Here is a 19405-nt window from a genome sequence, read left to right as displayed (position 1 = left end):
GTACCACAGCAAGTCTTGGCATCACAAGAAATGCTAATGGGAGTAAACCTCGGGCTTCAGTATGCCGACATACGGCAAATTGCGGTACTTCTCCGCGTAGTCCAAACCATATCCAACAACGAACGCGTCAGGAATAACGAACCCTTTATAGTCTGCGTCCAATTCCACAGTTCTACGCCCAGGCTTATCGAAAAGTGCGGCCACCGTAATGGAAAGAGCGTTGCGGCGCTCCAATACGTCGATCAAGTAGCTCAAGGTCAATCCGCTATCAATAATGTCTTCGACAATAATAATGTGCCGTCCTTCTACAGGAACGTCGAGATCCTTAATAATTTTGACGACCCCGGACGATTTGGTCGATTGACCGTAGCTGGAAACTGCCATGAAATCAATTTCCAAGGGCACTGTAATCTGTTTAACCAAATCCGCCATAAAAATAAACGCACCCTTCAGTACACAAATGACTAGCGGATTGCGTCCTTCGAAATCGCGGCTTATTTGTTGGCCCATCTCCTTTACTTTGTCCTGAATCAGTTGCTCGCTGTAAAGTACTTCTTGAATGTCGTTTTGCAAGAGAGAACCTCCTACTTGGAATAAAATGATCTTGTAATGCTATCTTAACACAGTGGACAAAAAACCTTCCTCCATGCAAAGTTTCAAGTGAAGCCATGCTTTCGTATTCCCGGTTACCGGAGCCCACGAGGATCTTCTAATCCCCGGCAGCCATATAATGCGGTGCTCCGCATCCTCGATGACAGGTATTCTGGCTCTGAGACTCGGCGGAATCTTGGCGTCGATGAAAATATCTTTTACTTTTTTCGACCCGTTTAGTCCGAACAGGTTCATTCTGTCCCCGTCAGCGCGGCTGCGCACCGTCAGCGGAAATGCCAGCAAATCTGCATCGAACCACTCCGAGGCTCTGTCCCCGGAATTACGCTCGTACTTCCCCGCCTCTTCCAACAAAGCGCATTCGATAACCGCTCCCGTTTCGGAAACGGTCAAGCTTCCTTGACGGGGCTGTAACGTGTACAGGTAGGGCTTAGGCGGTACCACATAAGTATGTAATTGGATACGGTCATATTCCCTTGTTAGCGTCAGATTATGTCCTATATCGATACGTTGGTTGGAAGGCTCTTCCTTGACGATTAGCTCCCTCATTTGCTCCAGCTTGGTAAAATCAAGGGAATCGGCCTCAAAAGAAAGATAATTTAATATTAGTTTAATCAATCGCCTTTGTAAAGCAACATGTACCCCGGCATACCAATTTCTTGACCATTGTGCGAAATCGCTTTCTACGGCCACATTTTGTTCAAATATGGCGGATGCCTGCTGATCCAGAAAATCATCTTCTGCAGCCATTGTAACTGACAGCCGATTGAGCGCCTGCGGCAGCTGATCATTATATCTTTGCTGAAGCATCGGCAGCAGCTCTAGACGGATTTCGTTCCGAAGATACTTCGTACTCAGATTGCTGCTATCCATAAAATAAGTAAGCTGATGATGATGGCAGTAGTCCAGCAGCTCTGATTTATATATACGGAGCAACGGGCGCACAAGTTCCACATTCCGTTCGGTCCGCCGAATAGGGATTCCTGCCAGGCCGGAGGGTCCCGTACCGCGGAGCAGCCGCATCAGCATGGTCTCCGCCTGATCATCCGCATGATGGGCGAGAGCAATCTTCCCCGCGCCCAACCTGGCGGCCGTTTCCTGCAGGAAACGGTACCTCAGCTCGCGGGCGGCCGCCTGCGCGTTCATCCCGGTATCCTGAATATACTGGGGCACGTTGATGACGGCAACTTCACACGGAAGGCCAAGCCTGTCGGAAAAGTCCTTGACGAACTCCGCTTCCCTTGCGGACTCCTCCACCCTGAATTGATGATTGACATGCGCTACCGTTAATCGCCACTCCCATCGTTCGGACAGCAAAAAAAGGACATGCAGCATGGCTATGGAATCAGGTCCCCCCGATACCGCAGCAACGATACTGTCCCCTCGGCAAAGCAGCTGTTCGTCTTTCAATTGCCTCTCAATCCTTGATACCAGATCCATCGCCATAAATCCTTTCATACGGCCGTTATGCTTCCTCACGACCAATACATATAAACCGTCAAGCCGAAGACCACGAGCGAAGCCGCGAAGCAAACTTTGAGCCAGGTTCCCCCTGTAGAACGCGGAGATTTGGCCGGTCTCGGGTAGCTCTGCCTCCGCCAATCCGCCAAAGCCTGCTTCGATGTCGAATATTTCCCGAGCAGCATCTTGCGCAGCACAGGGGCAGCCTGGCTTAAGGCTTTGTTCGATTGCAGCATGTCGAGCAGCATGTCCGCATTCCGGTTTTGCGGCAGCACCTGCTTGATTCCCGCAAGCCGGCGCTCGGAATCGGTGCTGCTGATCAGGAGCACCGCAAAGGCAAACAAATCGTATGCCTCATCCGCAGTGCGGCTTCCAGCTCCCCAGAATCCGCGGTCATACACCTCTGTAAACTGCTTGACGGCATTCCCCTTGGGGGTAACTCCGCCAAAATCGATCAAATCAACGTCACCGTATCCCGAGACGATAAGGTTCTCCATCTTGATATCGCCGAATATGTAATCTTCCTTATGCAGCTCTACCAATTTGCGCAGCAGGTTCAAGCCTATCAGATAAATCCAATCCCGGCCGTTAAGCTTCATAAAATCGCCGATGGATGATCCCTTGAAATAAGGCATGACATAGAACGGAATATCCTGGCCGTCCCGTTGATAATCATCCACGTCGAGCAAATATTGCCGAAACGACGTATTCGACCGCGACAATGCCTTCAACGCGTTGACCTCCGACTGGTGATCCACAGCGTCAAAGCCGGTCTTCATCGCGTAATGCAGTTTGCCCCGCCTGACCAGATATACCTTGCCGTTGGCCCCTGCGCCCAGCAGGCGCTCGATCCGGTATTGCCGCTTATTCCACTTGCCGATAACGACCGTTCCGGAAGCCGCGAACGGCTCAAACGACGTAGTCACTCAGAATCCCATCCTCGCCTTTATGCTTGCTCGCTGTTCCGGACGGCTCCTCGCGCCCGAAGGTTTGATCCCGGTGCAGCCCTTCCCCGGCTCCTGTCATGAACTGGATGACCTTGAGAAGCGCAGGCCCGGTCGGGGTCGTACCCTTCATGTTTAATTTATAAAACAAACGGTTCAGATTTGCAAGGTCCCGCGTCCAGCCGAGGTCCATTTCGACCTCATCCTCGCCGGAAACCGATGCCGGAAAATGAAAAACGGCCATTTCGCTGTCCCCTTTGCGCGCCTGAATGCTTAGCTGCAAATCATAGATCGCTTCTTTCACCGCCTGCAGCTTGGGCTTCATGCTGGCACTCGTATCGATGAGCAGCGCCACCTGCAAGGAAGACGATTCGGACAGCTCATCCATGACCTGAACGACCTGCGACCGCTTGTCCGGAGGAAGACTTTCAATCTTGGAGTCTCCTAAAATATGCTGAAGCTCTTTCCCAACCACCTGCTGAATGGTTTGCACTACCGTTTTACGCGTCATCATTTGAACCGTTTGCGAGAGCTCGGATGCGTTCACTATACGGCTGAGCCCGCCTCCCGCGCTGGCCGTCTCGTTGATTTCCTCTATGCCATGCTCTCCGATTTCACTAGAATCGATCAAACCGATAACATTGACGATAATCCCTTCCGCCTTGGCGTGGGCGGCGGCAATGACAGGACTGACGCCCACGTTGGAGCAGCCGTCCGTTATTAAAATAATTTGCTTCATAAATGCCTCTTCCTCCCTATAACGAATAGTATGATCTCTAGTTTTTCCATTTTGCGAGATTCCTAAACTTAAGGGAGAAGTCGACCGGCCGCGACAAAAAGGCACTTTCTCTCAGTCAGAGAAGAAAGCGCCTGTCCATAGGTTAACTGACCGTCTTGGGGCGTTCAATCCGCTGCAGCCCGGGCCAGCGGAACGTTGCCCATTCCGGCTGGTATTTCTCCACGCGGGCGACAACGACGGTCATATCGTCATATATATTGCCGTGATGGTAGCGGACGACCCGCTCGAGCAAAATATCCGCAAACTCCTGCGGAACATCAGTATGGATTTCCGACAGCACCCGCTTCATCCAAAGCTCCTTATTGACAGCATGGCCCGGCGCATCATAAATCCCATCGGTCATCATAATCAGAATATCCCCCGGCTGCAGCGGCAGGCTTACCAGATCGACATCAATGTCGTTCACGATCCCTACCGGCAAATTGTTTGCCGAAATGGGGAATACCTCCGAGCCGCGCTTAATAAAGCTTGGCGTCGAACCAATCTTCAAGAAGGTCGTATTCGCATTATATAAATCGATCAGTGCAACATCCACTGTCGCATACATTTCATCAGACGAGCGCAGCATCAGAACGGAATTGACGGATTTGATCGCAAGCTTCTCCTCCATGCCCGATTGCAGCAGCTGCTGCAATATGCTGAGTGCCGCGCTGCTCTCCGCCCGGGCCCGTTCACCATTCCCCATGCCGTCGCTTAAAGCGACGGCAAACTTCCCGTTGCCGAGCTCTACGGCGCTGAAGCTATCTCCCGACAGCAAATCGCCGTTCTTGGCGGCGCCGGCAATACCGGTCTCGACTTCATATTCCTTAGCCGAGCCGAACACTACAGTGCTGTACCCCTCCTTGCGTTCAAGCGCCTGTTCATTCTTGACGGCAATATGCTCTCCTAATATTTCAGAAAGCAATGGCGCTATGATTTTGCGGCATTCATCAAATCCTTTCGTGTATTGATGGATAATTTCGATTTCCACGTTCCCTTCGTCCAGACTTATAATGTCGATGCTGTGGATGGATAGCCCCAGCTCCTCCAATGCGCTGCGAATCTGTTCCTCCTGCATGAACAGCTCCTGGCCCTCCCGTTTGATTTCCTTGGCCAAGTCCTCCATCACCTGCGAGACCCCAGATAGCTGCTCCGCCACCAGCTGGCGGCTCTCCATGATCTGTTTTTTCCAATGCTGATCGTTCTTGTACAGGCTGTACTGATGCTTCATCACCTCAAGCACTTGATCCGGCTTAATGCAGTGCTTTTTCCATTGAGGCAAAATATGCTTTCTTGCGAGCGGCCCCCTGACCTCCACCTCCGTCATCATATCGGTCATAAATTTATAGGTTTGATAAAATTTATCATCCCAGCATTGGCTTCGCTTCCAGCAGCCCTTGCAGGACTGCTCAGCGACCGAATTCATAAAATGCCCGACCTCCTCCTCCTTCTGAAGCGGCTGCACATCCGCCGTAATTTGCTTGAAGCTGCGCGACAGCTGGCGGAACACCTCGCTGAATTGCTCCACGCGGCTTGCCGTAACATCTCTCACCCGTTTGGCATAGTCATGCTGGGATTTCAAATTTTCCTGAGTGCCGGGCACATATTTGGCCAGCATTTGAATTACCGCTTTCGGTGTAAAGATGAATAAAATAACGGCAGCCAGCGATTCCCAGGTTGAATTCAACACCTCCGATTGGTTCCCGATATAAATCGTGAGAATAGATGAGCCCAGCAGCATGCCGAGCGATACCGCTAGTTTGTTTCCCTCCTTCAATAAGCCTGCCAGCATACCGGCAAAAGCAAGAAGACTCATCTGGTAGATGGCATTGGTATTGGCAAGACTAAGGATTAATCCGGTAATGACCCCGACGGATGCCCCTAACGGAGCCCCTCCCACCAGGGCGAACAGCAATATGAGATAGCGTGACAGTACATGCTCTACGGTAACCGGCCCCACCAACCAGCCCACAGTCCCTGTCATCACGGAAGCGAGAAGAATAATAAGACATATGACTTCCTCGTTCTTTAAGCTGTAATTTTTGCGGGTTAAGGTAAACACCGGAATCGCCTGCAAAAAGATATGCGTCAGTATGAGGCTGAGCAGCGACTCCACTCCAATCATCAAGAACGCATAACCACTCAGCTGCGTATTGACCAAACTGGCAAAGAGCTGGACGAAGAAGGTGGAGAAAAATACAATGACCGGTGCATAAGAAATATCGGATCGTTCAAACCTCTCGACCCCTTTTTGGATGAGAAGAAAGACGAGCATCTGTGCAGCAATATAGCCTGCGTGTGCAGGAGCAGCCGAGAAGATGCTGCCGGCCAACAGGAAGGTCCCCGTCCAGAACAGCAGCTCCCTTCGCAAGAAATACATAACCGCAAAGAAGGCTACGGCGAACGGCGCCAGCTGATCCAGGATCATTGCCCTTCCCAATAAAAATGCCATAAACAAAAGAAGAATGGACCATTTTTTGGCAACGACGGATTGAACCAAGCGATTTTCCACGACGATGCTGGTAATACGGCTTTTCCCTGATTGCATCCAACGACTCCAAACGATTCCAACTTGACCGGCATTTAATTTTCTTTGCATATTTCCTGAACACCACCCATAGACTATTTAGTGGTTCTAGTATATGGGCAGTCTACTATAAAGTTTGTCAGAATGAGTTGGTAGAGCAAAAGTTTTTTCCGACAAAAAAAAGAAGCCGGGCCGAGTCGGCGCCAGCCCTTATATAGACAGCCGTGAAGGACTATGGCAGGGTACGGAATTTATCACATACCCAAACGAGTGTTCGGCTTATGAACTGGTCAAGCCTCCTCTATTGCCGTTACATGGTGTCGATTCACCGGGGGCTCTTTAACGATACGACAAAACAACTGAAACGGGATTCATCGGCCGACATGGATTGGGATATTATTCCACAACTTTCCACTCCCCTGAGCTTAAAATGGTCAAATGGGCAAGATTCGCCCGAAACGTCTCACCACTTGCCATGGAATGACACGAATTCTGCCAGAGCACGGAGCTAATAACGAAATTGCTGAAAAAAAATAGCTTCGCAAAGCAGGCATCGGCATCGAAGCTGGTTCAGGTATTTTGGATGAGCCACAAAAGCTGCATGACAACGAAAAACACCCTTCCCGAAATCGGATTTCGGAAAGGGTGTCTTCTTGTATCTTCTATAGCGGCGAAGGGGATCGAACCCCCGACCTCACGGGTATGAACCGTACGCTCTAGCCAGCTGAGCTACACCGCCACAACAATCAGAATTATATACTACCGCCGCAGCGTTTGTCAAGATAGCTGGTGTTGAACCCCACAAAGTGGGGTTTAGCTTCGATGCTGATTCAAGTACTTTGCGGGGAGCCCCGAGTGAACCCCACAAAGTGGGGATTGCCTTCGATGCTGATTCAGATCTTTTTCCGTGAAGTCTTATAGAGTTAAAAAAACCGTACAAGCATTCACATGCCCGTACGGCTTACTTTGTATCATTAATCGCGTCGTGCTCCTCGGCCTCCACGTTTACCTTCTGTATTCTTCTTCAGGGACGAAATACGTTCTTCGCTATCTTTCAAAAAGCGTGACACTTTGTCTTCGAATGTTAACTTGCCAGCAGGAGGTTTACCCCCACGGCCACCACGGTCGCCTCCACGGCCACCAAAACCGCCGCCACCGCCTCGTGGTCCACGATCTCCACGATCGCCGCCGCCAAAATTGCCGCCGCCACTGGAACCGCCACTAGGTCTTTCAAAACGAGCGGGCCTCGCTGTTTCTACCGGTTTATCTACGGCTTGCTTAATCGATAACCCGATTTTGCCGTCTTTGTCCACATTAATCACTTTGACGGTAACCATGTCATTCAACTTCAGATGATCATTAACATCTTTAACATAGTTGTCTGCTATCTCCGAGATGTGCACAAGGCCGGTACCGCCCTCAGGCAGCTCTACAAACGCCCCAAAGTGAGTAATGCCCGTTACTTTTCCTTCCAGCTTGCTGCCCACTTCAATTGCCATAAAGTAAAATGTTCCTCCCTTAAATAATTGAGAAAACCTCTATCGAGGCCTTTCGAAGATGAGCGACCGCGCTTAGAGGTAGGCCTTATTGCCAATAAGATACAGCCCGTAAAAAGATAACGAGACCATTCTTACGATGGTAACAAAAACCCTGACAATGCAGATTATAACGTACTGGCCGCAATACGGTCAACAGAAGGATTATGACACTTGTTTACTTTTGTTCCTTCGGGACATAAAAGAGAGTTTCTCCCTGCTTCACGTAGTGCAGCTCTTTTCTAATTTTTTGTTCCAAATATTCAGGATCGTTCAATCTTGCTATCTCCCGCTTGCTGTCCTGGTTCACCTGCTCGGTTTCCTTCTTCTTCTGCTCCAGAGCAATCACTTTCTCGCTGCGGTCCTTTAGCTTATCGATCTGATTCCACAGAGTTACACCAGCCCAGCTCATAAAGCATGCAAAAATAATGAGGACTAACCGGCGTCTCCGAAAAGAGCCTTTGTTATTCGGTTTCGGTTTTGTCTCTTTGCTTACTGCCGGAACTGCTCGCGTCAACTGTGCAATCCTCCTTATCCGGTCAAAAAAAGCGACGAAAGAATGACGCAATGCTTCGACCTGCTTGGTTTACCCATGTAGGCATACGGAACCACTTGCCGAGCGGCCTCACGAGCCATAGCAGCAATTTCCACATAGGATAGAGTAATTGTAGCATAACTTTATACAGGAAAATAGCTATGGCCAGTAAAAATCCTAAAAACACGACAGTAGCCCTATATAGCCAAATCGACGGAATGATAATAAATACCCGGAACAGCCGTATTCCCAAACGGATCGTTGCCTGAACCAATCGGATCATCCACATAATGACACGAATCACCGTTCGGCTAAACAGCAGAAAGTAAATCCCCACCCCAACAAGCAAGCCGATAAAAATAAACATCCGCACTTGTCCCAAATTGCTCATGTAGAGCAGCTTGAAAATAAGGAGCGTCCCGATGCACCAAAAGAAGATGTCAAGGAGGTAATAGGCATACCGGGGCGCTCGAAGCTGGCCGGCCAGCACCCGATACAGATCGAAAAGTCCGCCTAGCGAAAGTCCCCCAAGAAGCATCATGCCCATCGTGACGAATTGAACCTGAAGGGTCACTTAAACAGCTTACCGAAAAATCCCTTGGGCTTACCTTGGGAGTTTGTGTCCAAATAGGCCAGCTCGTTCACCAAACCTTCAATCGCAACCAATCCCTGCTCCAAACTCAAGTTTTTGATATGCAGGTTCTGCCCCTTAATCATAAGATAGCCAAACTCGGTTTCCAGCAAAAATTCCTCACTATCAAAGCTCTCTACATTCATGACGCCGGATACTTCAAGCAGCTTACGGTTGAGCATCTTGATTTCTTGGCGTTTTACTTTTCCCGGCTCGATTGCCATGATACGATCCCTCCTGGCAGCTTTGCTCGTGAATGAACAAAGGATTACATGTTTCGGCCAGGCTGCGGGCCAGTGTAACGACCTCCGGTCGCTGTTGAAAACGGGTTCCTTGATCATAAGATTTTTTCTGGTACAACCCGTTTTCAAAGGCGACACGTAAACTCTCCGGTTCGTTACACTGCCCTCCGCCTTATGAAACATGGAATCATCAAGCATTCACGAGCAAAGCTTGTTTACTTAAAAATATGGAGGGATGTCCCGAAATAGAACCAAAATAACCCCACAAAGTGAGGCCCGGAATTGGAAGCTGATTCACCGCCAAATAGACATCATCTAACTCTATTAGGGGGTCAAAAAAGAGACTGAAGGATTCAGTCTCTTTAGCGTTACCATAATTCGGTTTTACGAGCTTCCTCGCTAAGCAGCGTGTACATAGCAGCCGCATCTTCCTTGCGGGTCGATTCGGACAGCTGTTCTACACGCACGGTTACGATTTTCTGGCCGAACTGAATTTTCAGCTCGTCGCCGACCTTAACCGCACTGCTTGGCTTGGCGTCCTTTCCATTGATCCAAACACGTCCTTGATCGGACACGTCCTTGGCGACCGTACGACGCTTGATCAGCCTGGACACCTTGAGAAATTTATCAAGGCGCATTATTTTACCGCTTCTTTAAGCTTGTTACCTGCTTTGAAAGCCGGAACTACGGATTCAGGAATGTTGATTTCTTTACCGGTTTGCGGGTTGCGGCCCGTACGTCCGGAACGCTTGCGAGTTTCGAAGGTGCCAAAGCCGATAAGTTGTACTTTGTCGCCGGTGGAAAGAGCTTCGGTTACTTCGCCCAGGAAGTTGTTCAGAACGGTTTCAACGTCCTTCTTGGTCATGCCGCTTTTCTCAGCGATGTTGTTAATCAAGTCTGTTTTGTTCATGGATACATTTCCTCCTCAAAATAACACTAATGCTATGTATTCTTTGTTCATCAGGAAATTCCTGCTAGCCGTTGTCGATTTATAAAACTTTTTTTGCTTCCTGCCACAAAGATTCCATCTCTTGTAAATCAGTTTGGTCAAAAGATTTACCCTTTAAACGCAGCTGCCGCTCGATATAGCCAAAACGGTCAAAAAATTTGCGATTGGCGTCAGACATGGCTTCTTCGGGCTCGATCTTCAGGAAACGGGCCAAATTTACAATCGAGAACAGCAGATCGCCGAGTTCTTCCTGCTGTTCTTTCTTCGACAAGGAGCTAATAGCTTCCTGCAATTCGACCAGCTCAGATTCGACAACTTTCAACACATCGCCCAGCTCCGACCAGTCAAAGCCGACGGCCGCCGCCTTCTTCTGCAGCTTGTAGGCCTTCATGAGTCCCGGCAATTCGCGAGGAACGCCGGATAGAATAGGAAGCTCATCAGGATCTATGCCCTTACGGCGCTTCTCCTCCTGCTTGATCTGCTGCCAGTTGCTTAACGCCTCGTCCGCATCCTCGGCCTTCATTTCTCCGAATACATGAGGATGGCGTCGAATCAGCTTCTCATTGAGCCCCGCAATGACATCCCATACGGTAAACCCGCCTTCCTCCGCTTCGATCTGGGAATGAAGCATAATTTGCAGCATCAGGTCGCCAAGCTCTTCCGCCATATGGTCCGGATCGTCCTCATCGAACGTCTCGAGCACCTCGTACGCTTCTTCGATCAGGTTTTTGCGCAGCGACTGGTGCGTCTGCTCACGGTCCCATGGACACCCTTCGGGGCTTCTCAATATTTCGACAATCTCGTGCAGGCGGGCAAAGGTACGGTTGCGCAGCCGGTCCTCATCCGAACGCGGGATCCAGACCAGCGACAAGTTGCCGTAATCCTGCAAATGGTCCAGCTCGTAAAGAGGAATGCGGTGAATGGCCTCTTCTCCCGGTACGCCCAGGGCATGGCCGACGACAACCTCCCAATCATCCGGGTACAGCTCCATCAGGGTCAGCTTCACATCGGAGGCAGAGTACGTATCGTAGACCTGGCCGATTATCGTGTGGAGCTGCGGATTGAGGGCATGAACCGACAGCTCGGTTCCGTTAAGCAGCTGAAAGCCTTCGATCGGATCGAAGCCGAGACGGATAAAAGCCTGATCCAGGAAGCTCTCTCCCCCAAGCAGCGTAAGTTCGATACCGGCTTCCGGACAGCGTGCCTTCAGCAGCTGGACGGTCATCTCCGCTACCATCGGATGCCCGGGAACGGCATACAGGAGCTCGCCGGCCTCCTTCACCTTGTGCAGCAGCTCGTCCGCAATGGCTTCATACACTTGCTCGAACGTATCCCGGCTTTCATAGAGCTTGTCGAACGACTCAAATGCGATGTCGTTCTCCCTCAGCAGCTTCACCATCGGGTGCTGATCGGTGCGAAGGTAGATCCGATCGGCCTGCTTCAGCTTCTTCCAAACGCCGAGCGTCAATTGATCTTCGTCGCCCGACCCTAGTCCGACTACCGTAATGTGCGGTTTCATGTCGGCATTCGCCTCCTTCAATTGTTCATATCTGTTATCGGCGTGAGCCGGATATGCCTTGTGAATCATGCGCTGCCGGGACTCTCCCGGCGGTCCTCGCAACGAGGACGGCCGGCTTATTTATCGCAGCAGCCTGCATTTGCGCAGAAGCTTGAGCGCCTTGCCGCCCAGCTTCGGAACCGATTCCAGCTCGGCGGCGGTAATGACGCCGAGGCGCAGAAGCGCGAGCGCGTAGACGAGCGCTCCGGCCGCGACGCCTGCGAGCGCGACCGCCGTAGCCATGCCCCGCGGGGGCAGGCTCAGGCGGAGCGCGCCGAGCAGCGCGGGCAGCCCGTGCGTCACGGCCAGCACGGCCGCAATCATCAAGCCGGTGCACAGCACCGGTTTGATGACCGCGCGGCCTAGGGCCGGCTTGACGCCGGCGGCGGAGAGCGCGTGCGCCAGCGCGAGCAAGCCTGCGAGCGCGTAGGCGGCCACAGCCGCGGCGGCAGCGCCATCGATGCCCCAGAGGGGCACGAGGGCGATGTTGCCCGCGGTCTTGACCGCCGCCGCGGCGAGCAGATACAGCGCCGGAGCGGCGACGGCGCCGAAGCCCTGCAGCACGCTGGACGCCACGATGTTCAGCGTGCTGAATAAGGCCGTGAAGGCGAGGATCGACATCGTCCACGAGCCTTCGGGGCTCTTGAACAGCATGACGTTGATCGGCTCCGCCAGGACGGCCAAGCCGAAGGACGAAGCCATCCCGATCAGCCACGTCAGCCGGATCGACATCCGCGTGCGGCTTTGCAGCGCCTCCTTGTCGCCCCGCCACCGGGCTTCGGCGATGGACGGGACGAGCGCCGCCGACATCGAGGAAGCAATCATGGCGACAAGCTGTACTAGCGGAAGCCCGTGATTGTACAGCCCGAAGCGGAGCAGCGCCTCCGACTCATCCGCTCCGCCCAGCTTCAGTAGCCGCGGAACCGTAAAAGAATCGACCAGCGTCAATATCGGCATGGCGATGGTACCGAGGCAAATCGGGATCGCATAGGCAAGCAGACGCCGAACCAATCTCCCATTGCTCTCCGGCGCATAGCCGTCGTCCGCGCCTGGCAGCGATTCCTGCCGCTCGCGAGAGGGATCGGCCTTCCTCCAAAACCACAGCATGACGATGAGCCCGGCTACCGCGCCGGCGACAGAACCGAAGGTGGCCCCCGCAGCAATCAGCTCTGGCCCATACTGCCAATGGACGAACAGGAGCAGCAGCAGGAACATCACAGCTACCCGTGCCGTCTGCTCAGCGACTTGGGAAACCGCCGTCGGCATCATATTTTGGTAGCCCTGATAATAGCCGCGCAAGGCCGACATCACCGGCACAAACAAAAGGGCAAACGAGACGCTGCGGATCGCCGGGCTCGTCTGTTCGGCTCCCATCAGGGCAGCAATCCAATCGGCTCCCCAGTACAATAATGCGAAGAACAGCATGCCCGTGACGGCCAGCACCGAAGACGCTACCTTGAGTACGCGTCGCGCCTCCCGATGCCGCCCGGCAACGGCCTGTTCGGACACAAATTTGGATACGACCAGCGGAAATCCGGCCGTAGCCAAAAACAATATTAATATATAGAGCGGATACACAGCGTTATAAATGCCGAATACGCCGTCGCCCGCTATATTTTGCAGCGGAATTTTTTGCATCGTTCCGATCAGCTTCGATACGATAGCGGCGATGCCCAGCACGGCTGCCCCCCGCAGTAAGGAAGGTACGGCGGTTGCCTTCAGGCCGCCTGCATTATTCGGTTCTTCTTTCATCCGGTTCGTTCATTCCCCATCCCGGCTCCTTATGTACAGCCCTGTTAATTTCATCATTATATAATATCGTCTGTTGTAACGAAAGGGCTGTCCATTCGCGCTACGGGCTCCGCACCCCCGCTCTAACAGCGAAAAGCTTCCCAACTTTCGTCTCCCATAAAGGATCCGCTTGTCAGGAAGCTTATGAACTGCGCATGCGTGAATCACCTATTGCTCCATCTGTTTAGCCAAAAATCCAGCGGCGGTCTCCGCCATTTTCGTTTCCATTTGCCCCATCTTCACATTCTCGTCCTTGCTTACAAGGATAACGGAGCCGATAGGGTCTCCGCCGGCCACAATCGGGGCGATGACATAGGAGGAGTACGTTTCCGTTATATCCTTGCATATCTCGTATTGACCCGTTCCGCTCTCCATCGACGACTTGCGGTTTTCCATGCACGTTTCCACCAAGGGACCGATTTGCTTCTCCAAGTAGTCCTTCTTCGATCCTCCGGCCACTGCGATAATGGTGTCCCGGTCGGATATCATCGTAATATGATTCGTGCTCTCAAATAAAGACTCCGCATATTCCTTGGCGAAATCGCCCAATTCTCCGATAGGAGAATACTTTTTTAAAATAACTTCCCCGTCGCGATCCACGAAAATCTCCAACGGGTCTCCCTCGCGAATCCTTAGTGTGCGGCGAATTTCTTTAGGGATAACCACTCTTCCTAAATCGTCAATACGACGAACGATTCCAGTTGCTTTCATATTTCTAGATGCCTCGCTTTCCTTGAAGAGTTAGATTCGACTGGATAGCACGGTGTATACAAATGGAGGGAATTCAATTAGTAACCATAGTATTCTTCGATTCCCAGAAGCTTATACATCTGTTGCTAAGTAGTTAGCGCCCGTTCGCGAACCCCATATCCGTGACGCCGTTGTTTTCATTATGTCCATATTTGAGAAATAAAAACAGGGCACCCTTGCGGGTACCCTGGTAATATCTTACTTGGCCGGTGCTGCCGGAGTCGCAGATGGCTGCGGCGCCCCAGAAGGCTGTGGTGTCGGAGTCGGAGCAGGCGTTGGAGTCGGAAGCTTGTTCGTCTCTATCATAGCAGGCAGCTCTTTCTCCACAAAATCATAAATATGAGGCTCGGCAAGCTCAGAGCGCAAATCGCCCTTCACATCATCGAACGTCTTGGTTTTGCGCGATTCCACCTTCATCACGTGATAACCAAAGCTGCTTTCCACTGGGTCACTGATTTGGTTCAGCGGAAGCTCGGCAGCCGCTTTTTTAAATTCAGGAACCCATTGGGAGATCGGAGCATCTTCGTATTTGCCTCCGTTATCCTTGGAGCCCGGATCATCTGAATATTCTTTGGCCAGCGCATCGAAATCGCCGCCGTTTTTCAGCTTGTCCTCAACTTCCTTCGCACGTTTCAATGCATCTTCCTTCGAACGGGTTTCCTTGCCCGTAGCCGGATCGGTAAGCCCGATTAGAATATGTCTTACCGTCGCCACATCATACACATTTTTATCCGCGGTAATCCGTTTGTCATATTCCGCCTTGACTTCATCATCCGTCACTTTGCTTTCCATAGCGGCAATGGCCTGGAAGCTGCGGTCAACGAACGATTCCAGATCCTTCTCCGTAATATTGTTATCCTTCAGCTGTTTCTCCATGCCGCCTTCCTGCATACCCAAGAAGGTTTTGATCTGGTCCAGCTGCTGCTTCGACTTCGTAGCCGCTTCAGCCTTGGCTTTATCATCCGCACGCGCGGACAATACCTTGAATGTAACCAGCTGCTTCATCATGTCCTGCTGGAACGCAGGCTCTTCTTTAAATTGCGCGTACTCTTTATAGAACAACAGGTTCGTGTCGATGAACGTATCAAATTCACCGCGTGTCACTTTACCGCCATCTTTATACGTTACTATAACCTCGTTAGCGTCTTTGCTTGCAGTGCCTGCATTTCCTGTATTTTCTGTATCGGTCTTCTTACCGCAGCCTGCGGCCGCAATGATTGTCGTAACAGCCAGCAGAGCGATAAGCCCTTTCTTGGCCGTCTTCCATTTATTTTGCAACATCCTGTAGTTCTCCCTTCGATTTCAGCGCACGCTTATATTGTACCAGAAACCTTTCCAGCAAATCGATGGATTCTTCTGGCTTTAATCCCTTGCCTTTCAGTTGGAAATGAATTTGCGGACCGGAAACGGGCTTGATCCTGCCTTCAAACTCACTTGTTACCGCAAGCAGCTTTTGACCATCCAAATTGCCGGTTTGGTCGGCATGAATTTTGATGTCGTAATCCACTCCCTTTTGCGAAATCGTTTCGATCGCATACATCGAACCATATACCTTCAATCTCGCAACAGCCAGCAGATTGAGAACCGCCTGAGGCAGATCGCCGAATCGGTCTACAAGTTCGTCGTGCAGCTCTGCAGCTTCCTCCAACGTCTTAATGGCAGCCACTTTTTTATAGATTTCGATTTTTTGTACGCTGTCGTAAATGTAATCTCCGGGAATGTAAGCGTCGAGCTGAATATCGAGCTGGGTTGTCCAAGGCTTTTGAACCTCCGGCTCTTCCCCAGTAATCTCGTGCTTTCTCTTGGCAATTTCTTCGGCGAGCATTTGCGAGTACAAGTCAAAGCCGACCGAAGCAATGAATCCATGCTGCTCGGCGCCCAACAGGTTACCTGCACCGCGAATGGCCAAATCCCTCATCGCAATTTTAAACCCTGATCCAAGTTCTGTAAACTCTTTTATCGCCTGCAGCCTTTTCTCGGCTACTTCGGTCAGCACCTTATCCCTTTGATAGGTGAAGTACGCATAAGCGATCCGATTCGAACGGCCGACGCGCCCACGGAGCTGATACAGCTGGGATAAGCCCATTTTATCAGCGTCATGAACGATCAGCGTATTCACGTTAGGGATGTCCACCCCGGTCTCGATAATGCTTGTGCTAACCAGAACGTCGTACTCCCCGTCCAAAAAGTCGAGGATCGTCTTCTCCAGCTCCTGCTCCGACATCTGACCGTGTGCTACCGTTACTCTCGCGTCGGGAACGAGCATGGATATCTGTTCGGCCATTTGATTGATGCCTTGAACCCGATTGTATAAATAGTAGACTTGACCTTCCCGGGCAAGCTCCCGCTCCACGGCTTCCCTCACAAGCGCATTGCTGTGCTCGACGACATAAGTCTGCACAGGGAAGCGGTTCTCAGGCGGCGTTTCGATAACCGACAAATCCCGTACTCCCAACATGGACATGTGCAGCGTGCGCGGGATCGGCGTCGCCGTGAGCGTCAGAACATCCACATTGGTTTTTAGCTTTTTCAGCTTTTCCTTATGGGATACGCCGAACCGCTGCTCCTCGTCAACGATGAGAAGACCCAAGTCCTTGAACTTCACATCCGCGGACAGCAGCCGGTGGGTTCCGATAACGACATCCACCGTACCGGCCTTCACGCCCTTCATCGTATCGGATTGCTCCTTCTTCGACCGGAAGCGGCTCAGCACCTGAATGTTAAACGGATATCCGGAGAATCTCTCACGGAACGTTTCATAATGCTGCTGGGCCAAAATCGTGGTCGGCACAAGAACAGCTACCTGCTTGCCGTCAATCGCCGCTTTAAAAGCGGCCCGGATTGCAACCTCAGTCTTGCCGTAACCCACATCGCCGCACAGCAGCCGGTCCATCGGACGGGGCTTCTCCATATCCGCCTTGATTTCGCTGATAGCCCGCAGCTGATCGCTCGTTTCCTCGTAAGGAAACATGCCTTCGAATTCCTGCTGGTACGTCGTGTCCGGGTTAAAGCCGTACCCTGTCGTCGCCTGGCGTTCCGCATACAGCTTAATCAGGTCATCGGCAATATCTTGAACAGAGGAACGCACCTTGCTTTTCACACGGTTCCAATCCGCTCCGCCCAGCTTATAAACCTTAGGCTCCTTTTCCTCTGACCCTACATATTTCTGAATATGATCGATCTGATCGATAGGAACAGAAAGCTTATCTCCCCCGGCATATAAAATATGCAAATAATCCTTATGAATGCCGCCGACTTCCAGCGTGCCGATGCCCACGAACTTCCCGATCCCATGGTTGACGTGAACGACATAATCGCCTACCTTGAGCTCCTGATAGCTCTTGATCCGCTCGGCATTCGCCATTTTCTTCTCTACTTTTCTCGCCTTGCGCTGCTTCTGAGTGAACATTTCCCCTTCGGTAATGACCACCAAATGAATATTCGGCAGCTCGAAGCCGGTCTGCAGGTTGCCGTTCAAAATCGCGGGTTCTTCAATGTGGTAATCCGCCAGAACACGGCGCACGCGTTCTACCCGCTCTTCTCCGTTAGCCAGAATCAGCACCTTCGCGCCCGACTTTTTCCAGCGCTCCATTTCGGATTTGAGCACATTCATCTGCCCATGAAAATTTTGCATGACGCGGCACATGAAGTTTACGATGTTTTGCGGTTGGGTTTGCGGAACCTGCCGCAGGAACAAAGACATGTACAGCATCGGATAAGGCTTGCGCTGCAGCAGCGTTTCATAAGGTTTGGACAGCGTTAGCGCCGGGATGCTTTTGCCGTCCTGCAGAGACATTGTCATCCACTCGGCTTCATCCCGCTCCAGCTGCTTGGCTGTCTCCAGAAGCCTTGCCGGCTCGTCGATCAAGAGCACCGAATCCTTCGGCATATAATCGAGCAGCGTTTGACGTTCCGGGAACAGCAGAGAAATGTATTTGAAAAGGCCAGGAAAATATTGCCCTTCCCGCATTTGTTCAATATCATGCCCTACGCCCTCAAGCAGGCGGTCCTTGGCGTTGCGGTCGGCCATTTTCTCCATCTGGGCCTGAAGCAGCTCATAGGCTTGCTGCGCCGCGCTTTGTAACCGTTTTCCTTCGGCGATAATTTCGCGGCAGGGGGTTATCACCAAGTCATTTATTTTATCCATAGAGCGCTGATCGGCTATGTCGAAGGTGCGGATCGAATCCACTTCCACATCGAACAGCTCAATTCGGTACGGATTCACGGCCGACAGCGGATAAAAGTCAATGATCCCGCCTCGAACGCTCATCTCGCCTTTGCTTTCCACACGCTCTACGCGTTCATACCCGAGATGCACCATCTCTGCTACAAACGCATCCAAATCCAAAGTCTGGCCCACCTGAACGGGAATCCTGGCTTCGGCAAACATCTCCTTATGCGGAAGAATCCGCCTCATACCTGCATACGGCACAACGACGGCGCCTCGGAACCCTTCGGATAGCCGGGTCAGCGCATCGATCCGCTGAGCCAGCATTTCAGGACTGGCAACTGCCATTTCTGCGGCCAGCAGCTCTTGAGCCGGGAACAGCAGCACCTTATCGCTCGGCAGGCATTCCACCAAATCCTCGAATATTTTCTGTGCCGAAAACATGTTGTGCGTTACGATAAACAACGGCTGCTGAAGCTCCTGGTATAACGCAGCCAGCATCACCTGTCTGGAAGATCCGGACAACCCGGATATTAATTGCTCTCTCATCCCCGATTGAATGCCCGAAACAATACTCTGCAAATCCGGGTCCGCAGAGAACGCCTGGATTAAAGCTTGCAAAAAACGTACCCCCTCTCACCCATCAACAAAACCTCTTTCATCTATCGCCCTCTAGAAGTCAGCCGCGGCTGCTTCGCCAACGGCCGAGTGGCTCTCCTGTTTCCCGCCAACGGGTACAAGGAGCGACACCATATCAGGGTGACGCCCCTTTTTATTATTCACTATCCATGTTCACATACCTAATAAAGCTCCAATAGGGATGGATGTCACGCAAGGCTTCCATCTAAATCATATGGCGGGGAGGCCCGCTTAAGAAGCCCGTAACTCAAGTACTCGAAAAAGAACCCAGACTTCAACTAGCCCAGG

Annotated in this window: 16 protein-coding genes and 1 tRNA gene; all 17 read right to left on the bottom strand. The window is 51.7% G+C overall.

All coding sequences use genetic code 11. The features are described 5' to 3' along the window. Positions 1-33: 33 nt before the first annotated feature. The 17 genes from hpt to mfd all read right to left on the bottom strand — a co-directional run bounded on the left by hpt (position 34) and on the right by mfd (position 19099). Positions 34-573 carry a hypoxanthine phosphoribosyltransferase gene (hpt, locus tag B1728_RS34400; RefSeq protein WP_079914932.1) on the bottom strand — a complete coding sequence of 180 codons (540 nt, stop codon included), beginning with the start codon at positions 571-573 and terminating at the stop codon, positions 34-36. A gap of 39 nt (positions 574-612) precedes the next feature. After that, positions 613-2067, bottom strand: coding sequence for a tRNA lysidine(34) synthetase TilS (tilS, locus tag B1728_RS34395; protein WP_256865628.1), 1455 nt, complete (start codon positions 2065-2067; stop codon positions 613-615). Positions 2068-2084: 17 nt separating this feature from the next. After that, a complete protein-coding gene (locus B1728_RS34390; RefSeq protein ID WP_079914931.1) occupies positions 2085-2996 on the bottom strand; it encodes a protein kinase domain-containing protein in 912 nt (303 codons plus the stop codon). Further along, entirely contained in the window at positions 2980-3753 is a 774-nt protein-coding gene (locus B1728_RS34385) for a vWA domain-containing protein (RefSeq protein WP_079914930.1), read from the bottom strand. Before B1728_RS34385 ends, B1728_RS34390 begins: the two co-directional genes overlap by 17 nt. A gap of 142 nt (positions 3754-3895) precedes the next feature. Beyond that, positions 3896-6340 (bottom strand): stage II sporulation protein E, encoded by a 2445-nt coding sequence (gene spoIIE / locus B1728_RS34380; RefSeq protein ID WP_256865627.1) that lies wholly within the window; start codon positions 6338-6340, stop codon positions 3896-3898. A gap of 644 nt (positions 6341-6984) precedes the next feature. Further along, positions 6985-7058: transfer RNA gene (locus tag B1728_RS34375), tRNA-Met, on the bottom strand. A gap of 235 nt (positions 7059-7293) precedes the next feature. After that, positions 7294-7818, bottom strand: a complete 525-nt coding sequence (locus B1728_RS34370; protein WP_079914928.1) for a S1 domain-containing RNA-binding protein — start codon at positions 7816-7818, stop codon at positions 7294-7296. A gap of 214 nt (positions 7819-8032) precedes the next feature. Then, positions 8033-8371, bottom strand: a complete 339-nt coding sequence (locus tag B1728_RS34365) for an FtsB family cell division protein (RefSeq protein ID WP_079914927.1) — start codon at positions 8369-8371, stop codon at positions 8033-8035. 22 nt (positions 8372-8393) lie between these two features. Then, on the bottom strand, positions 8394-8963 hold the full coding sequence (gene yabQ, locus B1728_RS34360) for a spore cortex biosynthesis protein YabQ (RefSeq protein ID WP_079914926.1): 570 nt from the start codon (positions 8961-8963) through the stop codon (positions 8394-8396). Then, the gene (gene yabP, locus B1728_RS34355; protein WP_079914925.1) at positions 8960-9244 is read right to left on the bottom strand and encodes a sporulation protein YabP; all 285 of its coding nucleotides are present in this window, start codon (positions 9242-9244) and stop codon (positions 8960-8962) included. The genes yabQ and yabP overlap by 4 nt, the downstream gene beginning before the upstream one ends. 386 nt (positions 9245-9630) lie before the next feature. Beyond that, positions 9631-9900 (bottom strand): RNA-binding S4 domain-containing protein, encoded by a 270-nt coding sequence (locus tag B1728_RS34350; protein WP_079914924.1) that lies wholly within the window; start codon positions 9898-9900, stop codon positions 9631-9633. Continuing rightward, positions 9900-10172, bottom strand: a complete 273-nt coding sequence (locus tag B1728_RS34345) for an HU family DNA-binding protein (protein WP_028551916.1) — start codon at positions 10170-10172, stop codon at positions 9900-9902. The genes B1728_RS34350 and B1728_RS34345 overlap by 1 nt, the downstream gene beginning before the upstream one ends. A gap of 79 nt (positions 10173-10251) precedes the next feature. After that, positions 10252-11730 carry a bifunctional methyltransferase/pyrophosphohydrolase YabN gene (gene yabN / locus B1728_RS34340; protein ID WP_079914952.1) on the bottom strand — a complete coding sequence of 493 codons (1479 nt, stop codon included), beginning with the start codon at positions 11728-11730 and terminating at the stop codon, positions 10252-10254. Positions 11731-11850: 120 nt separating this feature from the next. Next, positions 11851-13521 carry a putative polysaccharide biosynthesis protein gene (locus B1728_RS34335; RefSeq protein WP_079914923.1) on the bottom strand — a complete coding sequence of 557 codons (1671 nt, stop codon included), beginning with the start codon at positions 13519-13521 and terminating at the stop codon, positions 11851-11853. Positions 13522-13728: 207 nt separating this feature from the next. Further along, positions 13729-14271: a stage V sporulation protein T gene (gene spoVT / locus B1728_RS34330; protein WP_079914922.1), complete on the bottom strand. Its 543-nt coding sequence runs from the start codon at positions 14269-14271 to the stop codon at positions 13729-13731. Positions 14272-14508: 237 nt separating this feature from the next. Then, complete coding sequence (locus tag B1728_RS34325; RefSeq protein ID WP_079914921.1) at positions 14509-15591, bottom strand: peptidylprolyl isomerase; 1083 nt, start codon at positions 15589-15591, stop codon at positions 14509-14511. Further along, a complete protein-coding gene (gene mfd, locus B1728_RS34320) occupies positions 15578-19099 on the bottom strand; it encodes a transcription-repair coupling factor (RefSeq protein WP_079914920.1) in 3522 nt (1173 codons plus the stop codon). Before mfd ends, B1728_RS34325 begins: the two co-directional genes overlap by 14 nt. Positions 19100-19405 lie beyond the last annotated feature (306 nt).

This window comes from Paenibacillus sp. 32352 (assembly GCF_002042965.1).
In the GTDB taxonomy this organism is placed as follows: domain Bacteria; phylum Bacillota; class Bacilli; order Paenibacillales; family NBRC-103111; genus Paenibacillus_S; species Paenibacillus_S vulneris.
This window is presented reverse-complemented; position numbering and strand designations above follow the sequence as displayed.

Coding starts and splice junctions, on each gene's coding strand:
- B1728_RS34350 (WP_079914924.1), bottom strand. CDS start 9,900: ATGCGCCTTGATAAATTTCTCAAGGTGTCCAGGCTGATCAAGCGTCGT.
- B1728_RS34345 (WP_028551916.1), bottom strand. CDS start 10,172: ATGAACAAAACAGACTTGATTAACAACATCGCTGAGAAAAGCGGCATG.
- spoIIE (WP_256865627.1), bottom strand. CDS start 6,340: ATGCAATCAGGGAAAAGCCGTATTACCAGCATCGTCGTGGAAAATCGC.
- B1728_RS34335 (WP_079914923.1), bottom strand. CDS start 13,521: ATGAAAGAAGAACCGAATAATGCAGGCGGCCTGAAGGCAACCGCCGTA.
- B1728_RS34325 (WP_079914921.1), bottom strand. CDS start 15,591: ATGTTGCAAAATAAATGGAAGACGGCCAAGAAAGGGCTTATCGCTCTG.
- yabN (WP_079914952.1), bottom strand. CDS start 11,730: ATGAAACCGCACATTACGGTAGTCGGACTAGGGTCGGGCGACGAAGAT.
- B1728_RS34370 (WP_079914928.1), bottom strand. CDS start 7,818: ATGGCAATTGAAGTGGGCAGCAAGCTGGAAGGAAAAGTAACGGGCATT.
- tilS (WP_256865628.1), bottom strand. CDS start 2,067: ATGAAAGGATTTATGGCGATGGATCTGGTATCAAGGATTGAGAGGCAA.
- yabP (WP_079914925.1), bottom strand. CDS start 9,244: ATGGCAATCGAGCCGGGAAAAGTAAAACGCCAAGAAATCAAGATGCTC.
- spoVT (WP_079914922.1), bottom strand. CDS start 14,271: ATGAAAGCAACTGGAATCGTTCGTCGTATTGACGATTTAGGAAGAGTG.
- B1728_RS34385 (WP_079914930.1), bottom strand. CDS start 3,753: ATGAAGCAAATTATTTTAATAACGGACGGCTGCTCCAACGTGGGCGTC.